The following is a 19,378-nucleotide window of genomic DNA, read 5'->3' on the forward strand; positions in this document are numbered from 1 at the left end:
TACTCATCCAATCTTCGTTTCCAAATATTAGAGCAGCAATAATAAAAATTGAAACACCTGCCATTACACTATGCACTAACATATGTAATGGTAATGTTGGGCTTTGCCAAAAGTCACGTCCTTTTGCTTGAGCGAATAAAAATGCTGTATAAATAGCTAATAATATTGCGAAACCAGCAGTTACCCATAATAAAATAGTTTCTCCAGCTTTAATTTCGAAGAATGTCATTGCTCCCCAAACTGTAACTAACAGTCCAAAAACAGTAATTGTGTAACCACCTTTAACTAACCAAGAATTCCATTGTGGACGGAATAAAACGTTTAAAAAACGATCTGGTCTATCTAAATCCATTACTAAGAATAATCCTGTTAATCCTAAAAATGATAATGAAATTCCAGCTGACCATAATTTAGCAGTTAAAGAAACTTCATAACCTAACATAATTGCTAAAAACGGAATTAAAAATGCTCCTGCGGCAATTGCTTTTGTAAATACATAAGCAGAAACTTCCCATCCCCATAAAATTCCTTTATCTGGTGTATCATAAACTCTTCGAGCTTTCCCGGATAATACGTCAATATAATTTGGATTTTTACTTTCTGATTTTTGATAAGCCGCTTGAATATCATTATCTATTGTCATTTGTAACAAATCAACATCATCATTTGTATGCATCATTTTTTCAGCTGCTTTTGCAAAATGCCCAACTCCGCGAGCTTGAGAATTCCACAAACTTGGTCCAGATTTATCTGTAGCTTCAGGAATTAATGAAGAATCATCTCCATCTATATAAAATAAGTTCGGATTTGTACCTTTTTCAGGTTTACGAACCTTCACTGCCTGACGAGCCAATAACTGTGAAATTTCAGTTCTAGGATTCTCCATATCACCAGCAATAATTGCATGCTCAGGACACACAGAAACACACGCCGGCTCTCTACCTACATCTACTCTGTGCGCGCAATAGTTACATTTTGCTGCGGTGCTAGTATCGGGATCAATATACAACGCATCATATGGACAAGCTTGCATACAAGACTTACAACCAATACAACGGTTATTATCAAAATCTACAATACCATCCTCACGAGTATATAAAGCCTCTACAGGACAAATTTCAACACAAGGTGCATCAGTACAATGATTACATCGCATGACGGAAAAAATTCTTCGCGTATCAGGAAACTCTCCTTTTTCTACTTGTTTAACATAAGTTCTGTTAACTCCTACAGCAACATCGTGTTCCGACTTACAAGCTGTAGTACAAGCATGACAACCTATACACTTTCGATTGTCAATTATAAAACCATACTTCATATTAATTTATAAAATTTTGAATTAAACAAATTTAGTTATTGGGAATATGCATTTTGTGATTAAGATTACATAACATATTATTTAGAGTAATTCTAAATAAAATATCATTTTTATTGTTAAATATATTACTTTTACGCCAAATTAATACATAATAATGAATATTAATATTTTATTTTTTGGTATTACTTCAGATTTTGTGGGAAAATCTAAAGTAAGTTACACTATTAATCAAAAATCAACTGTTAAAAACCTAAAAAAGGAGATAACAAATTTATATCCCAACTTGAGCAATATCAAAGAATTCGCCATTGCGGTAAACGAGGAGTATGCACATGACGATTTAATACTAAATGATGGTGATGTAGTTGCAATTATCCCTCCTGTAAGTGGAGGTTAATTTTTTAAATATTTTTGATCAATGTAAAATGTTCCAAAAGGAATTACAGATGCAATTATAACGAGCCAAAAGGTTTTAGAATTCCATTTTAATTCGAATTTTAAAAGAAGTGCAAATGTTATATAAATTAAAAATAATATTCCATGTGGCATTCCAAGCATTTTTACAAAAACATCGTTCTGTGCATAATATTTTAAAGGAGTTGCGATAAATAATAACAATATAAAAGAAATCCCTTCTAACAAACTAACTATTCTAAATGCCTTTTTCATTTGATTTACTTAAATTAAATATTTTGCGAAAATAGCCTTTAGATTTGTTAAATTTGCCAAATAATAGTTAAAAAATGGATCAAAAAACATCTATAAAAGTAACCTCAGAAAAATTAGATTTACAAGACTGCACTAGTTTTGTTGAAGATGAATCTTGTGGTGGAATTGTAACATTTATTGGTACTGTTAGAAATGCTACCGAAAACAGAACTGTTACTTTATTAGATTTTAGTGGGTATGAGACGATGGCAGTGAAAGAGATGCAAAAAATTGCTGATAAAGCTTTACAAAAATTTCCAATTTATAAAATTGCTATACATCATGCTGTTGGAAAATTAAAAATTGGTGAAATTCCAGTAATTATTGCAGTTTCATCAGCACATAGAAAAGCCTCTTTTGAAGCTTGCGAATTTGCTATTGATACTTTAAAAGAAACGGTTCCTATTTGGAAAAAAGAACATTTTGAAGATGGTGAAGTTTGGGTAAATTCACATCCTTAAATAATTTTCATTTTTTTTAATAAAAAAGAAGCGTTCATATTTTTACAAATACCGTTTTTTAATTGGTAGTCAAAATTTAATTCGTCGTTTATAATTTCAGCATCAAAATAGTAGTTTTTAACTTCATTCAATTCATTTTCAATTTCACATAAACTTAAATCGTGGGTAGCTATAATTCCAGTAGATTTTGAATTTACTAACTTTTGAACAAACTTTTTAGATCCAATAGCTTTATCTGTACTATTTGTGCCTTTTAGAATTTCATCTAAAATGATAAAATATTCCTTCGTTTTAATTTGATCAACTATAAATTTTAATCGTTTTAATTCAGAAAAGAAATACGATTCATTATCAGCTAAAGAATCAGAAGTACGCATACTTGTAATTAATTTTATTGGAGTGTATTTGAATACTGATGCACAAACTGGCAAACCTATATTTCCCATAACAATGGCAAGCGAAACAGTTCTTAAAAAAGTACTTTTCCCAGCCATGTTTGCGCCCGTAATTATAAAAAATTGATGATTCTCAATTGAAAAATTATTATCAACTCTTTGTGATTCTTTTAATAACGGATGTCCCAAATTTTTTGAAGTAATTACTTGTTTATTTTTATGAATCTCAGGATAAACATAACTTGGGTGGTTGTATGCAAAGTTTGCTAAAGAATTTTGAGCATCAAAAAAAGCAATAACTTTAAACCAATTTTCTACTTTTCCTTTATACGCACCTATCCATTTTTCCACATTGTAAACTTGCTGTAAATCTCGCAGCAAAAAAGCATTTCCAAAAACAGCAACTATTAAATTATTACGCTGATCAAAAGCATCTAATGCTTTAGAGAATTTAGCAAATATAGTAGAGGCTTTTTGAGACACTGTTTGTATTTCTTGCTGTTTTTCCTTTAAAATTAGTGAAGAAAAGGTAGTCGACTCAATTTCATTCAATAATTTATGATACTGCTTAAACGTATCTTTTGCATTACTTGAATCCGTGTATAATTCATTTACTTTCTTGTGATATACTCCTGAAATTCCTAACCCAAGAAAAAACCAAATTAATAAAACTTGTTCTGCAATACTATTCATACCAACAAGTACAATTAATGCAACAGAAATAGTTGAAAATACTGTTGGCAAAAAAGCTATAAATTTTGGAAAAACAGATTTATAATTATGAATCCAATTAATAATTTCATCAGCCGGATGTTCAACTTTTACCAAACTAGCAAGAGCTGAAAACTGTTGTCTCCATTTTGGTTTTTGACTTAATTCTTTAATTGCATTTTGTCTTTCAACAATATATGAAATATCATTATTTGTTAATCTTTTAACAAACTCCTGTTTGCCTTCATTTGTAGCTGTTCTATTACAATATTGAAAAAAAGACCCTTTTCCAAACAAATCAATATCATAACTAAAAGCATGTGTTGGTTCAATAAATTCATTTCCTGCATTGAACGAAAAATAATCTCTATTTAAAACTTTTATTTCTGTTTTGTTTATTTCAATTAACGCTTTGTTAAGATTACTTTTGTATTGCAAATTAACATGCCTTTTTATTAAAAATATAAATGAAACTATCCATAAAACAACTATAAAAATCACAATTTTAATTGTTCCGAAAAAGAAATAAACACCAAAAATTGCACTTAAAAAAATAAAGAGACGTAATGAACTAGAAATAGCTAATTGCTTTTTTAATGTTTTTAATTCTTGCTCAAAAAATGATTTCTGAGTGCTATAAAATTCTTCTAGATTTTGCATTTAATAATTGTCAATACCTTCATTTAGGCTAAAAATACTTAGACTAGGATATTTTGTTTTTAATTTAACTGTTACATCATAGCTTGTAATTCCTTTTTTACAAACAATAACATAATACTTATCAAAATTTGGAATAAATTCATCTATATTAAAAGTTTTATAAGGCATTTTTTGATGAACTTTAAAAGGAAGTTTAGAATCCTTATGATTTAAAACACTAATGATTTCAACTTTTTCATCTAACATTTTTTTCTTAAAGTCAGTAATTGAAATTGTTAAATCTGCTTCTTGAGTTGAACAAAAAGTTTCTAAATAATCTGATTCTGCAAATATGTCAGAAATATTTAACGCATTATTTTTCTTTAATTTTAATTTAAATTGTGAATTTTCTAGCACATTATAAATTAACAATTGATTTGTTAATAGCTTCCCTGTTTTAGTAAGTAATTTAACCACTTCATTTACTTGCAATAAAGCAATAATCCCAACAATCGGGTTTAAAGTTCCTGCTTCTTCACAATTAGGAATATCTGTAGCAATTATAGGAAATGCATCACGTAAATTACATGTAAAATCACCTTCGCCATTTAACACATTAAATGTAGCCACATATCCATCAAATTTGTATAACGAACCATATACTAATGGCTTTTTAGAAATCACACAAGCATCATTTATTAAATACTTAATTTGTAAATTATCTGTTCCGTCAACAACAACATCATAGTTTGAAATTAAGTCCAAAATAGAATTTTTGCTGACCGCCTCATTGGTAAATGAAACTTTTGTAAAAGGCGCTCTTTTTTTTATTTCATTAGCTAGCACTGCCGCTTTTGGCTGCTTTATGTCTTCAACTTTAAAAAAAACTTGACGGTGTAAATTTGATATAGAAACAGTATCAAAATCAACCAAATGAAGCTCTCCAATACCGCTTGTAGCCAAGTAAATTGCAATTGGGCTTCCTAAACCACCACAGCCAATAACTAATACTTTGGCTTTTTGCAATAAACCTTGACCTACTTCTCCTATTTCAGATAAAACTGTTTGACGTTGAAAATATTCCTCTTTACTAAAGTCCATTATTGATTTATTTTAGCTAAACCTTTTTCATTTAAATAGTACTTATTATCATCAATAGTAAAGTACTTTTTTAACTTATTAATGTACAGATTATACTGTACATCTCCAAATCCATAAACGGTTTCCTTTTGTTGCCAAATTAATAGAGTATTTATAATTTCTTCTTTAGAAAGGGCATTAGATTTTAAAATTTCAAAAATTTTAGTTGAAATTTGATTCAGCCCATTTTTAGATGGAAACAATAACAAATGTTGATTAATCGCTGCCTGTAAATACTTGAATTTAGCACTTTTATTGAAGTTAAATTCATCTAATTTTTTGAAGTCGTTTTCCACATACAACTCCCAACTTTCTTTTGCAAATTCTAAGTTAGTTTTACTTAAAGCTATTTTTGTTTCATAAAGAGTTTCGAATCCTGAAGGTTTAAAATCAGTTAAAGATTGAAGCTTGTTTTTACCTTTCACTTCCCCTGTGCAAATTAAATAATAATTTGCTTTTTTTACATAGTTAGCTAATAAGTAAGTACATAATGCCATTAAATTCACTTGGCAAAACAAATCATATTCAAACCATAAAACAACCTCTTCGTAACCAGATAAATCTTCGAGTTTTACAATTTCTTTGATAGTTGTATCATAATATTCTAACCGACTAATTCTGAGCTCTTCCTCAAAAAAAGAATATCTATTAATCCAAAATTCATCACTTCCAACACTTTTATGAACAGGGCCTTCACACAACATTTCTCGCCAAATAATAACGTCTCCCTCTATTTTAGATTTTTCTAAAACTTGAGCAGTACTATCACCATTTAAAACGTGAATTGTTTTACTCATTTATTTCTTTATGAGCGGCTTTAAATTCTTCAGGAGTATTAATATTTCTTATAAAATTATCGTCTACTTCAATAATTTCAACATCAGAATTTATCAATACTTTTCGTGGGCAGGAATAACCTTGCGCCAAATAATTTAACAGTAACGTATAACTTTTAGGCTCCCAAATAGTCACTAATGGTTCAGGAAATTGCTTATCAATTCCTTTAATAGAAGTGGCAGCTTTTGACGGATTTCTATGCTTTAATAGCAATTGAATAATCTCATCATTTACAAAAGGTAAATCTGTTGCAATTACCAACCAAGCAACATCTGGATTTTCTTGAAACGCTGAGCAAATTGCTCCAAAAGGTCCAAGACCAACAAACTTATCCGTAATTTTATTCTCAATTCCAATTTCTTGATCTTCTCTGACTGATAAAAATGTTTTTAAATGATTTTTCTCTAGTAACTCGATGGCAACATCACGCTGATTTTTACCGTAAAAATTCAGCGTACCTTTATCTGTTCCCATTCTGGTACTTTTACCTCCAGCTAATACTAAACCTTGAATTGGTGCAATTTTTTCTTTGATTAAATTTTCAATATGCTGAGAAATTTTATCAGTTTCATGGATATGATAACAGTGTAAATTTTTAATTTGAGGATTCTTTTCTTCCAAAAAATCAAAAAACTCAACATCCTCCGTTAATTTTATAACGAATTGTATATGGTTCAATTGATCTAATCTTTTTAAAACTGAAGCTTCTTTATCTTTATCTAAAACCAAAATTTGCTTCGCTCCTTGGTAATGATTTCCGTTGATAAAAACATAATCGTATTGTGAAAACTGAACACGTTGATTGAATTTATTTACAGAACTATTCAAAGAACCATTTAAAGTACCTTTTGAATGAAATGTAAAAGTTTCAACAGTATTTAATAGAACATCTTTTGAATGCGACGCATCAAAATAAGCCAATTTATAAGTAGTTAAGTTCTTAGAAACTTCATTTACCAAATTTGAAATTACATCACATTTTGTACCAACAAAAGCAATTTCATTCGGAGCAAAATTATCATTATCTCTTAACTTTAATTTTGCATGTTTTTGATGTTTACCCATTTTTAATATCGCTTTTTCCTCCAGATTTCTCAACCAATTTCACTTCCTTAATTACCATTTTTTGAGAGATAGATTTACACATATCATATACTGTTAATGCTGCAACATTTGCACCAGTGAGTGCTTCCATTTCAACACCTGTTTTCCCTTCAATTGAAACGGTACAAAAAATTTCTATATGTTCATTATCTATAATTTCAATGTCAATATCAACTCCATTAATTAATAAAGGGTGACACATTGGAATTAACTCTGATGTTTTTTTAACCGCCTGAATACCAGCAATAATTGCTGTTTGAAAAACAGGTCCTTTCTTGGTTATTAATTCCTTATTTTGAAAATGAGAAATAATTTCAGCACCCAAAAACATAGCAGCTTTTGCTGTAGCTTTTCGCTTTGTGATTTTTTTATCACCAACGTTTACCATTTTTGGTGTGTTTTTTTCTCCTATATGTGTGAATTCATTTTCCATATGTGCTAGATTCTGAGTCAAATTCAAAATGACAAACTTTTATCTATATGTTATTAAAGGAAATACTTCTCCTTTGGTAAAATTACTTCTATCATCTGGCAATTCCAAAAAAGCATCAGAATCAACTAAGTTTGCTAAATCTGCCGAACCTCTTCCAGTAATAGGAGTTGCAAATACTTTACCGTCTTCTTTAGTTACTTTAACTTGTAAAAAATACGTTAAGTCTGGTTTAAAAAAGTAATCTTCGGCTAAAATTGCTTGGTTCTTATTTTCATAATTTATACCAACCGATTTATAATACCAAGGGTAAAAATATTTTAAACAACTAGCAAAAGTAGATACTGGGTTTCCTGGAAATGCAAAAATGGTTTTATGGTCTTTTTTTCCAAACCAAAATGGTTTTCCGGGACGCTGTTTTACTCTGTGAAATAATTTATCAACACCTAACTCATCTAACACCTCAGGTATAAAATCAAATTTACCTTTTGACACAGCTCCACTAAATAATAATACATCAAAATCATTTAAAAAAGAGTTTATTTTAGTTAAAAGCAACTCTTTATCGTCAGTTATATGGGCAGTTTCTGCATGAATATTTAATTTTTCTAACAAAGAAACTAAGGTGTAAACGTTACTTCTTCTTATTTGATGTTCTTCAGGTGTATCGCAAACTCCTACCAGTTCATTTCCTGTAGAAATTATCATAACTTTTGGCTGTTTTGCAACTTTTACAGTCATTTTTCCCACAGTAGCAAATACACCAATTTCAGCGGGTGATATTAAAGTGTTTTTAGGAATTAAAATGTCTCCTTTTTTTCTGTCTAAACCTTTTAAATGAACATTTTGACTGCTTTTGATAGCTTCTAAATTAACTGTTGCAACTCCGTCTTTAATATCTAATAATTCATATTGAATAACTATGTCTGTATTTTTAGGTAATACTGCACCTGTCATAGCTTCAATACAATTCGCTGGGTTTTGCATTGTTAGTTGCTTACTTCCAGCCGCTTGAACTCCTTCAATTTTAAATGATCGTTGTCCTTTATTAAACGCCTCAGATGAAATTGCAATTCCATCCATACTTATACGGTTAAATGGTGGGAAATCACGATCGGCTAAAATATCTTCTTTTAAAGTTCTTCCTAATGATTTTAAAAATTTTACTTCTTCAGTACCGAAATCCTCTGAAGTATCTAATATAATTTTTAACGCTTCTTGTGCTGTAGTTAAACTCATATTTTAATTAAAAAATTCCTATGAAAATAAGAAATGTGTTATTTGTTATAATTTAAATTATCCGCCAATTGTAGACATACTTTCCGACACATCATTACCTCGAGCTGCCTCAGCAATAAAACCATTTTCTGGTTTTTTATGAACTGTAGAAATAAATAATTGTTTTAATTCATCATCACTTGCTCCGTTTCTCATAAAATCTCTAACATTAAAAACACCACCATCAAATAAACAGTTTTTAAACATTCCTGTAGCAGTAATTCTAATTCTATTACAGTCGTTACAAATAGTACGTGTAAATGCTGGTATAATGCCAAAAGTTCCTTTGTAGTTTGGTATTTTAAAGTTTCTTGAGGTTGAGGATTTTTTATCTTTAAGAGTTTCTACTATTGAATAATGTTCGTTTACAAGATTAATTATCTTCTTGAAATTCCATTCTTCTTTCATTTCTCGTTGGCCTTTTCCGTTAAAAGGCATTTCTTCAATGAAACGAACAGCAATATCTTTTGTTTTTGAAAGCTCAATAAAATCAATAATTTCATCGGTATTAAAGCCCGATTGAACTACAACATTTAGTTTTAATTTTAAGTTACTTTTTTCTAACTTTTCAAGCGTATCATACACACCTAGAAAAACATCTCTACGCGTAATTTTTGCAAATCGATCTCTTTGTAAACTATCAATACTTAAATTAATTGCATTGATGTTTAACTCTTCTAATTTATCAATATGATTAGAAATTAACGCTCCATTTGTTGTTATGTTAATTTCATCTAATTTATCATTAAAAGAAAGTGATTCTAAAAAAGAAATAAAGTCTTTTCTTACAAACGGCTCACCACCAGTTAGACGAACTTTATTCACGCCTAATTCTGAGAGAACTCGCGTAATTCTATACATTTCTTTATATGAAAGCAATTCTTTTCTATCTACTATATCTATACCATGAGCAGGCATGCAATATTGGCAACGTAAATTACATCGATCAGTTACTGCTAATCGTAAATATGATATTTTTCTGCCAAATTTATCTCTTAACTCCATTAATTGAGTGTTATTTTATTTCTTCCTAAAGAAATTATTTCTTCTTTCTCTAGTTTTTTCAAGGTTCTAGATACTGCTTCTCTTGAGACTTTTAAATCGCGTGCAATATCAAAATGTTTCCTGCTTATTTTATTGGTATTTGTAATTAAACTCGTGTGTTCTAAATATTTGAGCAACCTTTCTTCCAAACTTGTAAAAGCAATATCCTGAATTGTTCCGATTAAAAAAGAAGTTTGTTGCCTATTTAATTTAAAATAAAAATTTCTCCAAGATTTAAATTTTAAAAACCACGAATCTACAACTTTGGATGGTATTGCAATGTAAGTAATATTACTTTGTGCCTCCAGTCTAATTTCACTTTTTTCCCCTTCTAAAGCATATGAGATTGCAATTGCACTAGATTGGTTTTCAAGTAAATAATGCAAGAATATCCCGTTTCCTCTACCATCTCTATGCATTACTTTTACAATTCCTGAGACTATTAAAGGTATAAACTTAATATCTCTTCTAATTTCTAAAATTATTTTTTCAGGTTCGGCATATTTTAGTATTCCATTATTACATATTTCTTGTAATAAATCTTGTTCAAATAAATCAGAAAAATTAGCCTTAACAATTTCATGTAATTTCATCAACCTGAACTTTGCTAGTTATGATTATATAACGTAAATTCTAATGAGGAATTTTGTCTTTAGATAAACCATAAAGAAACGCTCCTAAAGTTGCTCCAAAAATAACAACCAATATAGAAACTACGCCCTTTCCTACTAAAACAAACATTGGCCCTGGACAAGCTCCAGCTAAAGCCCAACCTAGTCCAAATAATATACCACCAAGAAGATTTCTATACATTCCTAATTTTTTTGGCTTCACATGTATTTCATTCCCTTCAAATGTTTTAACCAATTTTTTTCTAAAGAAAAACATACTAATCATTCCTAACATAACTGCTGAGCCAATGATACCATACATATGGAAAGATTGAAATTTAAACATTTCGTATATTCTATACCACGAAATAATTTCTGCTTTACTCATTACGATTCCAAAAAGGATACCTATTATAAAAAACTTTATATATTTCATGTCTTAAAAAATTAGTGGTAAAATTAACCAGGTCATTACTAAACCTCCTATAAAAAATCCAATAACAGAAATTAGTGAAGGAAGCTCTAAGTTACTTAAGCCTACAATTGCATGGCCAGATGTGCAACCTCCTGCCCAACGGGCTCCAAACCCAACCATAATACCGGCTATTAATAGTATAAAAAAGCCTTTAATTGAAAGCATTGTATCTATACTAAAAATTTCATCAGGCAAATACGTTTGTCCCGCATTGGCAATTCCAATATCGGCCAAATCTTGAACTGTTTGTGGATTTAACATAACAGCATCACTTGGCGACAACCAATAAGAAGCAATAAAACCTCCTACTATTGAGCCAGCAACAAAAATTAAATTCCATTTGTTTTGTTTCCAATCTATTTTAAAATAATCTACAAACTTACCTGCACCTCCTATAGAACAAAAGGTCTCTAAGTTTGATGACATCCCAAATCGTTCACCAAAATAAAATAGTAAAAACATGATTAAAGCAATAACGGGTCCGGCAACATACCAAGCCCAAGGTTGAGTTATAAATTCCATAATTTTTTTTAGTTAGTTTTTCAAAAATATCATATAAATTATGCTGCTTAGTAACAAATGTTACACTTCTTAAAATTCTAGAATTTCAATTTTATTCCTATGCAGCGTTATTTTCCCCTCGTTTTCAAGTTGCTTCAACAATCTAGAAATTACTACTCTTGAGGTATGTAAATCATAAGCAATCTCTTGATGTGTTGTGTTGAGTGATGTTTCTCTCATTATTTGAGCCTTATCAGTTAAATACTTGTATAAACGCTCGTCCATTCTCATAAAGGCTAATGTATCAATAGTCTCCATCATTTCATTTAGACGTACATTATAACTATCAATAACAAAATTTCTCCAAGTTTTATACTTAACTAGCCAATCATCTAGTTTCTCTGTAGGCAGAAAAATAATTTCAGAATCTTTTTCTGCGATGGCTCTTATACCACACTTTCCATTTGTAATTGCACTTGCAAAAGAACTTGCACAGGTATCACCTCTTTCTAAAAAATATAACAATATTTCTTCACCTTTTTTATCTTCTCTAACAATTTTAATAGCTCCGTCTAATAATAAAGGTACGCCTTTCATTTTATCACCTAAGTCGACCAAAAGTTCATTTTCTCGAAGTTTTTTATAAGTGCCAACTTGTTCAATTTCATCTAGTAGTTCTTTCTCGAACACAAATGAAAAGTAGTTATCTAATTTTTCTCTCATTTTTTAAATAATATAATATTTTAGTAGTAGCTCCAGTTTTATCAATTACATATTTTAACGCATTTTCACCTGCCCTATTTCTGAATTTTTTCAACTGAAATAATTTTTCTAAAAGTACGGATAATTTTTTAGACTTATCAATTGAAAAGCATGCTTCAATTTTAACTAAATCTACAACTTCATTAAACTTATAATAATTAGGTCCAATTACTATTGGGATTCCAAAAGTAGCAGGCTCTAAGGTATTATGAACCCCAGATTTAGTAAAGCCTCCTCCAACATATGCAATAGTGGCATAACTGTAAATCTTACTAAGAATTCCAACCGTGTCAATTATAAAAACTTGATACTTTTGTAATTCCTTTTGGTCTTTTTCAGAAAATAAAACTACCCTTTTGTTGAAAGAACTTTTTAGTTTCTGAATATCTTCTTTTTTAATATTATGTGGCGCAATTATAAATTTTTCATTTTCAGAAGCGTTATTATTTATATAATCAACTAATAACTCCTCATCTTCTTTCCAAGTACTGCCAGCAACTAGGGTATATCTATTATTCTTAAATTCTTCTATAAAAGAAAGCTGGTTATCTTGTTTTGTAATTTCATAAACTCTATCAAAACGAGTATCACCACTGACTGTAACATTTTTAAAATTAATAGAATGTAATAATAATTTTGAATTTTCATCCTGAACAAAAAAATGTTCAAATGCATTTAAAGCTTTTCTTATCCAACCACCATACCATTTAAAAAATGCCTGATTTCCCCTAAATATTCCAGAAATCAAAAATGTTTTAATAGATCGCCTCTTTAATTCATTTAGTATATTTGGCCAAAATTCGTATTTTACAAAAAACACTAATTCCGGATGCGTACAATCTAAAAATTTACGAGCATTTAATTTAGTGTCTAGCGGTAAATAACAAACTATATCGGCTAATTTATAATTTTTTCTAATTTCATATCCTGAAGGTGAAAAAAAGGTTAACACAATTTTATGGATTGGATATTGCTCTTTTAGACTTTCTAATATTGGGCGTCCTTGCTCAAACTCTCCAAGCGAAGCGCAATGAAACCAAATTACTTTATCCTTTTCAGCAATAACACTAGCTATATTTTCAAAAGTTTGCTTTCTCCCATCAACAAAAAGTTTTATTTTTTTATTGAATAGAGCAATCCCTTTTAATAGAAATCCAACAATTGAAACTAGAATGTTATACAATAAATTCATAAATATGCAAAGTTACAAAATATGCACATAAAAAAACTCCCAAACTTATAAGTTTGGGAGTTTTAAATTTTATAAACATCTGTTTCTTAAGCTTCAAATGGCTCAATAGAAACATAAGATCTATTATCTTTTTTCTTTTGGAATTTTACAACACCATCAACTTTTGCATGTAATGTGTGATCTTTTCCCATATACACGTTATCACCTGGATGATGTGAAGTTCCTCTTTGACGAATAATAATGTTACCTGCAATTGCAGCTTGTCCACCAAATATTTTTACTCCTAGTCGTTTCGATTCTGATTCTCTACCATTCTTCGAACTACCTACTCCTTTTTTATGTGCCATTTTATTAAGTTTTTATAAGTTAAACTTTACAGATTTATTTTTCAACGCCTCCGTCTAATCTATCTTGTAATTCTTTTAATTCATCCCACTTACCTTCAGCAGCTAAACCAGCCTGTTTTGGCCAAGTATCAGTTACTAAATGTGCTAATCTTGAGCTAGCTTCTGTTAAAATTTCTGCTATTTTCTTAGAATCAGCTTTTGCAACTTTAGCAAAAGTATCTAAACCAGCATTAATCATAGCTTCTGCAGCTTTTGGTCCTACTCCTTCAATCTTTTTTAGATCATCTGCTTTAGCTACTTTTTTAGCAGGAGCTTCTTTTGTTGCAACTTTAGTTTGTTTTACAACTTTTTCCTTTTTTGGAGCTGCTTTTTTCGCTGCTACTTTTTTCTTAGCACCACTTGCTGCAATACTCTCAATTTGGATTTCTGTTAAAAATTGGCGATGACCATTTTTCTTCTTATATCCTTTTCTTCGTTTCTTTTTAAAAACGATTACTTTATCACCTTTTAGGTGACCTAAAATTTTGGCCGTTACTTCGGCTCCTTCTATAGCTGGGGCGCCAACGGTTACTGTACCTTCACTGTCTAAAAGAAGAACTTTACTAAAAGAAACTTTTGCTCCTTCTTCTTCTTGTAAGCGGTGTACATAAACCTTTTGGTCTTTCGCTACTTTAAACTGCTGCCCTGCTATCTCTACAATTGCATACATACGTATAGTTTTATTCGCTTTGTTAATAACTAATTTACCTTTTCAATTAAGGCGGGTGCAAATATATATCTTTTTTCTTTTAGTACAAAACTAATTTTATGCTAATAAATCACTAAGAGTAAGTCAATTAAAACAAAGTATCATAATTTTTGGTTAATTTTTAATCCTATCCTGAATATTTTAATAAATAATTTTAAATTTGGAACTCAATTTTTCTTTGGAATTATTTTATAAAGAATTCATTACAAAATTGTAACAAAAAATAAAAATTGCGTCAAATACGTATTAATATTAATTAAAACTTAAACACTACCTATGAAAAAAATTTATTTCTTAAGCCTTTTAGGACTTCTTTTAAGTGTCAACCTTAGTGCTCAACAGGTTGCATTTGAGGAATATGACTTAAGCAACGGATTACATGTAATCTTACATCAAGATAACTCAGCACCAGTCGTAACGACATCTGTAATGTACCATGTAGGTGCAAAAGATGAAGTTGAAGGTAGAACTGGGTTTGCACACTTTTTTGAACATTTATTATTTGAAGGAACTGAAAATATTCCAAAAGGAGAATTTTTTAAAATAGTTTCTGCTAATGGAGGTTCTAATAATGCGAATACTACTCAAGATCGCACCTATTATTATGAAACGTTCCCATCTAACAATTTGGCTTTAGGATTATGGTTAGAATCTGAAAGAATGTTACACCCTGTAATTAATCAAGATGGTGTTGATACACAAAATGAAGTTGTTAAAGAAGAGAAAAGAGCAAGAATTGATAATGCTCCTTATGGAAAAATTATCTACAGAACTGGAATCAATCAACATATCTTTAATAAACATCCATATAAAAATTCAGTTATTGGTAGTATGGAAGATTTAGATGCTGCACAATTAGTTGAGTTTATAAATTTTCATAAAAAATTCTATGCACCTAACAATGCTGTTTTAGTAGTTGCTGGGGATTTTGAAACTGAAGCAACTAAAAAGATGATTAAAGATTATTTTGGTGATATCCCTTCAGGTGAAAAAATTGAAAGAGTTCATATTGTTGAAGAACCTGTTGAAGCTGTGAAAGTAACGGAGTATGATTCTAATATTCAAATTCCAATAAAACTATTTATTTTTAGAACACCTTCTAGTAAAGATAAAGATGCTTATGTATTAGATATGGTTTCTTCAATTTTAACTAGCGGTAAAAGTTCAAGAATGTATAAAAGATTAGTTGAAAATAAAAAAGCTCTACAAGTTTTAGCTTTTAATGATTCACAAGAAGATTATGGTACATACATTATGGGCGCATTGCCATTAGGAGAAACATCATTAGATGAAATTGCTGCTGAAATGGAAGATGAAATAACAAAACTTCAAACTGAGTTAATTTCTGAAAAAGAATACCAAAAACTTCAAAATACGTTTGAAAACAGATTTGTAAATTCAAATTCAGGAGTTCAAAATATTGCAAATACATTGGCTAGAAATTATATGTTAAAAGGAAATACTAATTTAATTAATGATGAAATTAATATTTTCAGATCTATTACAAGAGAGGACATTAAACGTGTTGCGAATACTTATTTAAATAAAGGTCATAGAGTGGAAATGGATTATCTAAAAAAAGAAAGTGAACAACATTAAAAGATGAAAAAACAAATGAAAACAAAAATAACAACTCTAATTGCTTTGTTTCTTCTTTCTTTAGGAGTAACAGCACAAATTGATAGAACAAAACAGCCTAAAGCAGGTCCAGCACCTAAAATAAATTTAGGAAAACCAAAAACTTTTGAGCTTAAAAATGGTTTAAAAGTGTTAGTTGTAGAAAATCATAAATTACCAAAAGTTACTGCGAGTTTAATTTTAGATAACGGGCCAATTTTTGAAGGTGACAAAGCGGGTTTAACTAGTATTGTTGGTGGTATGATGGGTAATGGAACAACTAATATTCCTAAAGATGAATTTGTTGAAGAAATAGACTTTTTAGGAGCATCACTTAATATTGGTAGCCAAAGCGCAAGTTTCAATACTTTGTCAAAATATTTTCCAAGAATATTAGAATTAATGGCTGATGCTACTCAAAATCCTTTATTCACAGAGGAAGAATTTGGAAAACAACAAACACAATTAATTGAAGGAATTAAATCTGGAGAAAATAGTGTAGGTGAAATTGCAAGCAAGGTTGAAAATGCGTTAGTCTATGGTAAAAATCATCCTTATGGAGAATTTGCTTCCGAATCTACTGCTAATAATGTTACCATTGATGATGTTAAAAACTTTTATGCAACATACTTCAAACCTGCAAATGGGTATTTAGTAATTATTGGTGATGTAAATTTTAAAGACGTTAAAAAATTAGTTAAAAAGAATTTTGATAAGTGGGAGAAAGGAACAGTTCCTGCATATACCATTCCAGAAGTTACGAATGTTGCAGAAACTGAAATCAACTTTGTGAATATGCCAAATGCAGTTCAATCAAGTATCGCTGTAGTTAATACAGTTGATTTAAAAATGAGTAATCCAGATTATTTTCCGTTATTATTAGCCAATAAAATATTTGGTGGTGGTGGTGAAGGTAGACTTTTCTTAAACTTACGTGAAGATAAAGGTTATACCTATGGAGCCTACTCTAGTATAGGAAATAATGAGAGAACTTCCTCTAAATTTAAATCTTCAGCTAGTGTAAGAAATATGGTTACAGATAGTGCTGTTGTAGAATTTATTAAAGAAATCAAAACTTTTAGAGATACGAAAGTAAGTGATGAAGAACTTAAGAATGCAAAAGCTGCTTATATAGGAAACTTTGTGATGGCGCTTGAAAGAACTTCAACAGCCGCTAATTATGCCTTAAATATAGCAACTAAAAATTTATCAGAAGACTTTTACGAAACTTATTTAGAAAAAATTAATGCCGTAACTTCTGATGATATTCAACGTGTTGCTCAAAAATACTTTAGTGCTGATAATGCAAGAATAGTTATTGTAGGAAAAGCGTTAGATGTTTTACCTAATTTAGAAAAGATGCCTTATAAAATCAACTATTTTGATAAAGAGGCCAACGCAACTGATAAGCCAGAAATGACAAAGCCTATTCCTGCTGGTGTTACTAAACAAACTGTAATTGATACTTATTTAAATGCTATTGGTGGCGCTGAAAAATTAAAAGCATTAGAAAGTACTTTAGTGACTTATGAGGCAAGTGCTATGGGAAGTACAATTAAATCTACAGAAAAAAGAACTTCAACCAAATATGCAAATGAAACTAGTATGGGTGGTAATGTTCTTGCAAAAGTAGTGATGACTAACGATGGTGTTTTTATGAATAAACAACCGTTGCCTCCTGCTATGGCAAATGATATGAAAAAAACGATAGGTACTTTTGTAGAAATTGGAATGTTAAATGATGAATCTGCAACGCTTACTGGTATAGAACCTCTAGATGGTAAAGATGCTTATGTAATTTTATCAAAAGGTGAAGTAGTAAGTATGTCTGTATATTTTGATGTTGAAACTGGACTAAAAGTAAAAGAAGCTCAAGTAGTATCTATGAACGGACAAACTCAAAACCAAGAAGCTACTTTCAGTAATTATCAAGAATTTAATGGTGTTAAATTTCCAGGAACAAAAATTGGAAGTTTAGGACCTCAAAAAGTTGAATTTAAGTTAATTGATGCGAAAGTAAATGAAGGAGTTTCAGAAAGTGATTTTGAATAAAAAATAAAATAAATTTATTTACAAAACGCCTCAAGAAATTGGGGCGTTTTTATTTTGACCTATTCACCAAATACACTCCAAACAAAATAATAAAACCAGAACTAAACTGCATCAACGTAACTTTCTCCCCATCAAAAATACCCCAAGAAATAGCAACAATAGGAATTAAATATGTTACTGAAGACGAAAATATTGGATTAGAAATTTGAATAAGTCTATTAAACATAATTTTTGCAACTCCTGTACCAATTACTGCTAAAATTGTTAAATACAATAGTCCATTTAAACTTTGATCATTTGTTTCAAAGGTTTGGAAAAAATCAGTAAACCATAAAACAATTAAAGTTGGAACAATTAACAAAAAGAAGTTACCAACTGTAATACTTAACGCATCTAAATCATGTAGGTATTTTTTCAAAATATTTACATTTAAGGCATAACCAACAGAGGATAACAAAATAAAACTTGCGTAGAAATAATCCTGATTAGGGTTAACTTCTGCTCCCTTTAAAATTAAAAGTATAGTTCCAACTAACCCAATTAACACTCCAATTAGTTGCCTTTTTCTAAATCCAAAACCAAAAAGTAGTGCTCCAAAAATTAAGGTATTTAAAGGTGTTAAGGAATTTAGTATTGAAGCAATAGAACTATCTATTTTCTCAATGGCATAAGCAAATAAAAATGAAGGAAAAAAAGTTCCAACAAAACCATTTAAAGTTAAATAATACCAATGCCGCTTTTTTATTTTTAATAAACGCTTAAACCCAATAAGCATCAAAAAAATAGCGGTAATAATAATTCTTAAAGCGCCAACTTGTATTGGCGATAAACCTAATAAGGCCTTTTTCATTAAAATAAATGAACTCCCCCAAATTAAAGAAAGAACTATTAAATATACCCAGCGTAGCTTTCTATTTTCCATAGAATTTAAAATAAAGTACAAAAATGGGACAATTATTCGGATTTCAAATAATTAGTTTATAAATTCGCTACATATTATAATAGAGA

Annotated in this window: 21 protein-coding genes; 4 read left to right on the forward strand and 17 right to left on the reverse strand. The window is 29.8% G+C overall.

The window, feature by feature from the left end; translation table 11 throughout:
- Positions 1–1,318, reverse strand: a 1,318-nt coding sequence (locus HKP59_RS12525) for a 4Fe-4S dicluster domain-containing protein (RefSeq protein WP_291807493.1), incomplete at its 3' end; no start/stop codon positions are given.
- Between the two features lie 154 nt (positions 1,319–1,472).
- Between HKP59_RS12525 and moaD the strand changes: the two genes are divergently transcribed.
- The gene (gene moaD, locus HKP59_RS12530) at positions 1,473–1,715 is read left to right on the forward strand and encodes a molybdopterin converting factor subunit 1 (RefSeq protein ID WP_291807496.1); all 243 of its coding nucleotides are present in this window, start codon (positions 1,473–1,475) and stop codon (positions 1,713–1,715) included.
- On the opposite strand, the gene HKP59_RS12535 is transcribed toward moaD, so the two are convergent.
- Complete coding sequence (locus HKP59_RS12535; RefSeq protein WP_291807499.1) at positions 1,712–1,987, reverse strand: DUF3817 domain-containing protein; 276 nt, start codon at positions 1,985–1,987, stop codon at positions 1,712–1,714. The genes moaD and HKP59_RS12535 overlap by 4 nt on opposite strands.
- A gap of 74 nt (positions 1,988–2,061) precedes the next feature.
- Here HKP59_RS12535 and HKP59_RS12540 point away from each other — a divergent pair, with 74 nt between their 5' ends.
- On the forward strand, positions 2,062–2,487 hold the full coding sequence (locus HKP59_RS12540; RefSeq protein ID WP_291807502.1) for a molybdenum cofactor biosynthesis protein MoaE: 426 nt from the start codon (positions 2,062–2,064) through the stop codon (positions 2,485–2,487).
- Here the strand turns inward: HKP59_RS12540 and HKP59_RS12545 are convergent.
- From HKP59_RS12545 to rplU, 14 genes are all read right to left on the reverse strand, one after another.
- The gene (locus HKP59_RS12545; RefSeq protein WP_291807505.1) at positions 2,484–4,253 is read right to left on the reverse strand and encodes a DNA mismatch repair protein MutS; all 1,770 of its coding nucleotides are present in this window, start codon (positions 4,251–4,253) and stop codon (positions 2,484–2,486) included. The two genes, HKP59_RS12540 and HKP59_RS12545, sit on opposite strands and share 4 nt — an antisense overlap.
- Entirely contained in the window at positions 4,254–5,333 is a 1,080-nt protein-coding gene (locus HKP59_RS12550; RefSeq protein ID WP_291807508.1) for a HesA/MoeB/ThiF family protein, read from the reverse strand.
- On the reverse strand, positions 5,333–6,169 hold the full coding sequence (locus tag HKP59_RS12555) for a DUF1835 domain-containing protein (protein ID WP_291807511.1): 837 nt from the start codon (positions 6,167–6,169) through the stop codon (positions 5,333–5,335). Before HKP59_RS12555 ends, HKP59_RS12550 begins: the two co-directional genes overlap by 1 nt.
- Positions 6,162–7,274: an NTP transferase domain-containing protein gene (locus tag HKP59_RS12560; RefSeq protein WP_291807514.1), complete on the reverse strand. Its 1,113-nt coding sequence runs from the start codon at positions 7,272–7,274 to the stop codon at positions 6,162–6,164. Before HKP59_RS12560 ends, HKP59_RS12555 begins: the two co-directional genes overlap by 8 nt.
- Positions 7,267–7,746 carry a cyclic pyranopterin monophosphate synthase MoaC gene (gene moaC / locus HKP59_RS12565; RefSeq protein ID WP_291807517.1) on the reverse strand — a complete coding sequence of 160 codons (480 nt, stop codon included), beginning with the start codon at positions 7,744–7,746 and terminating at the stop codon, positions 7,267–7,269. The genes HKP59_RS12560 and moaC overlap by 8 nt, the downstream gene beginning before the upstream one ends.
- A 39-nt stretch (positions 7,747–7,785) precedes the next feature.
- Entirely contained in the window at positions 7,786–8,982 is a 1,197-nt protein-coding gene (locus HKP59_RS12570) for a molybdopterin molybdotransferase MoeA (protein ID WP_291807519.1), read from the reverse strand.
- A gap of 57 nt (positions 8,983–9,039) precedes the next feature.
- Positions 9,040–10,026, reverse strand: coding sequence for a GTP 3',8-cyclase MoaA (moaA, locus tag HKP59_RS12575; protein WP_291807522.1), 987 nt, complete (start codon positions 10,024–10,026; stop codon positions 9,040–9,042).
- Positions 10,026–10,658, reverse strand: a complete 633-nt coding sequence (locus HKP59_RS12580) for a Crp/Fnr family transcriptional regulator (protein ID WP_291807524.1) — start codon at positions 10,656–10,658, stop codon at positions 10,026–10,028. The genes moaA and HKP59_RS12580 overlap by 1 nt, the downstream gene beginning before the upstream one ends.
- Before the next feature lie 40 nt (positions 10,659–10,698).
- On the reverse strand, positions 10,699–11,112 hold the full coding sequence (locus tag HKP59_RS12585) for a DUF6691 family protein (protein ID WP_291807527.1): 414 nt from the start codon (positions 11,110–11,112) through the stop codon (positions 10,699–10,701).
- Between the two features lie 3 nt (positions 11,113–11,115).
- Positions 11,116–11,673: a YeeE/YedE thiosulfate transporter family protein gene (locus tag HKP59_RS12590; RefSeq protein ID WP_291807529.1), complete on the reverse strand. Its 558-nt coding sequence runs from the start codon at positions 11,671–11,673 to the stop codon at positions 11,116–11,118.
- A gap of 69 nt (positions 11,674–11,742) precedes the next feature.
- Positions 11,743–12,375 (reverse strand): Crp/Fnr family transcriptional regulator, encoded by a 633-nt coding sequence (locus HKP59_RS12595; RefSeq protein ID WP_291807532.1) that lies wholly within the window; start codon positions 12,373–12,375, stop codon positions 11,743–11,745.
- On the reverse strand, positions 12,356–13,606 hold the full coding sequence (locus HKP59_RS12600; protein WP_291807535.1) for a glycosyltransferase N-terminal domain-containing protein: 1,251 nt from the start codon (positions 13,604–13,606) through the stop codon (positions 12,356–12,358). Before HKP59_RS12600 ends, HKP59_RS12595 begins: the two co-directional genes overlap by 20 nt.
- Positions 13,607–13,692: 86 nt before the next feature.
- Positions 13,693–13,953, reverse strand: a complete 261-nt coding sequence (gene rpmA, locus HKP59_RS12605) for a 50S ribosomal protein L27 (RefSeq protein ID WP_291807537.1) — start codon at positions 13,951–13,953, stop codon at positions 13,693–13,695.
- A gap of 34 nt (positions 13,954–13,987) precedes the next feature.
- Entirely contained in the window at positions 13,988–14,662 is a 675-nt protein-coding gene (gene rplU / locus HKP59_RS12610; protein WP_291807540.1) for a 50S ribosomal protein L21, read from the reverse strand.
- A 315-nt stretch (positions 14,663–14,977) separates the two neighbouring features.
- Here rplU and HKP59_RS12615 point away from each other — a divergent pair, with 315 nt between their 5' ends.
- Together HKP59_RS12615 and HKP59_RS12620 are read left to right on the forward strand one after the other, a co-directional pair.
- Entirely contained in the window at positions 14,978–16,300 is a 1,323-nt protein-coding gene (locus HKP59_RS12615) for a pitrilysin family protein (protein WP_291807542.1), read from the forward strand.
- Positions 16,301–16,315: 15 nt separating this feature from the next.
- Positions 16,316–18,370 (forward strand): pitrilysin family protein, encoded by a 2,055-nt coding sequence (locus HKP59_RS12620; RefSeq protein ID WP_291807545.1) that lies wholly within the window; start codon positions 16,316–16,318, stop codon positions 18,368–18,370.
- 49 nt (positions 18,371–18,419) lie between these two features.
- Here HKP59_RS12620 and HKP59_RS12625 read toward each other — a convergent pair whose 3' ends face one another.
- Positions 18,420–19,292 carry a DMT family transporter gene (locus HKP59_RS12625; RefSeq protein ID WP_291807547.1) on the reverse strand — a complete coding sequence of 291 codons (873 nt, stop codon included), beginning with the start codon at positions 19,290–19,292 and terminating at the stop codon, positions 18,420–18,422.
- Between the last annotated feature and the right edge of the window lie 86 nt (positions 19,293–19,378).

Origin of the sequence: Lutibacter sp., assembly GCF_013041805.1 — a bacterium.
Lineage (GTDB): Bacteria > Bacteroidota > Bacteroidia > Flavobacteriales > Flavobacteriaceae > Lutibacter.

Excerpts from the sequence above, each read along its gene's own strand:
- HKP59_RS12560 (WP_291807514.1), bottom strand. The coding sequence starts at position 7,274 with ATGGGTAAACATCAAAAACATGCAAAATTAAAGTTAAGAGATAATGAT.
- HKP59_RS12600 (WP_291807535.1), bottom strand. The coding sequence starts at position 13,606 with ATGAATTTATTGTATAACATTCTAGTTTCAATTGTTGGATTTCTATTA.
- HKP59_RS12590 (WP_291807529.1), bottom strand. The coding sequence starts at position 11,673 with ATGGAATTTATAACTCAACCTTGGGCTTGGTATGTTGCCGGACCCGTT.
- HKP59_RS12595 (WP_291807532.1), bottom strand. The coding sequence starts at position 12,375 with ATGAGAGAAAAATTAGATAACTACTTTTCATTTGTGTTCGAGAAAGAA.
- rplU (WP_291807540.1), bottom strand. The coding sequence starts at position 14,662 with ATGTATGCAATTGTAGAGATAGCAGGGCAGCAGTTTAAAGTAGCGAAA.
- HKP59_RS12625 (WP_291807547.1), bottom strand. The coding sequence starts at position 19,292 with ATGGAAAATAGAAAGCTACGCTGGGTATATTTAATAGTTCTTTCTTTA.
- moaC (WP_291807517.1), bottom strand. The coding sequence starts at position 7,746 with ATGGAAAATGAATTCACACATATAGGAGAAAAAAACACACCAAAAATG.
- HKP59_RS12540 (WP_291807502.1), top strand. The coding sequence starts at position 2,062 with ATGGATCAAAAAACATCTATAAAAGTAACCTCAGAAAAATTAGATTTA.
- HKP59_RS12545 (WP_291807505.1), bottom strand. The coding sequence starts at position 4,253 with ATGCAAAATCTAGAAGAATTTTATAGCACTCAGAAATCATTTTTTGAG.
- HKP59_RS12620 (WP_291807545.1), top strand. The coding sequence starts at position 16,316 with ATGAAAACAAAAATAACAACTCTAATTGCTTTGTTTCTTCTTTCTTTA.
- rpmA (WP_291807537.1), bottom strand. The coding sequence starts at position 13,953 with ATGGCACATAAAAAAGGAGTAGGTAGTTCGAAGAATGGTAGAGAATCA.
- HKP59_RS12585 (WP_291807527.1), bottom strand. The coding sequence starts at position 11,112 with ATGAAATATATAAAGTTTTTTATAATAGGTATCCTTTTTGGAATCGTA.
- HKP59_RS12550 (WP_291807508.1), bottom strand. The coding sequence starts at position 5,333 with ATGGACTTTAGTAAAGAGGAATATTTTCAACGTCAAACAGTTTTATCT.
- HKP59_RS12535 (WP_291807499.1), bottom strand. The coding sequence starts at position 1,987 with ATGAAAAAGGCATTTAGAATAGTTAGTTTGTTAGAAGGGATTTCTTTT.
- HKP59_RS12570 (WP_291807519.1), bottom strand. The coding sequence starts at position 8,982 with ATGAGTTTAACTACAGCACAAGAAGCGTTAAAAATTATATTAGATACT.
- HKP59_RS12555 (WP_291807511.1), bottom strand. The coding sequence starts at position 6,169 with ATGAGTAAAACAATTCACGTTTTAAATGGTGATAGTACTGCTCAAGTT.
- moaA (WP_291807522.1), bottom strand. The coding sequence starts at position 10,026 with ATGGAGTTAAGAGATAAATTTGGCAGAAAAATATCATATTTACGATTA.
- HKP59_RS12580 (WP_291807524.1), bottom strand. The coding sequence starts at position 10,658 with ATGAAATTACATGAAATTGTTAAGGCTAATTTTTCTGATTTATTTGAA.
- HKP59_RS12615 (WP_291807542.1), top strand. The coding sequence starts at position 14,978 with ATGAAAAAAATTTATTTCTTAAGCCTTTTAGGACTTCTTTTAAGTGTC.
- moaD (WP_291807496.1), top strand. The coding sequence starts at position 1,473 with ATGAATATTAATATTTTATTTTTTGGTATTACTTCAGATTTTGTGGGA.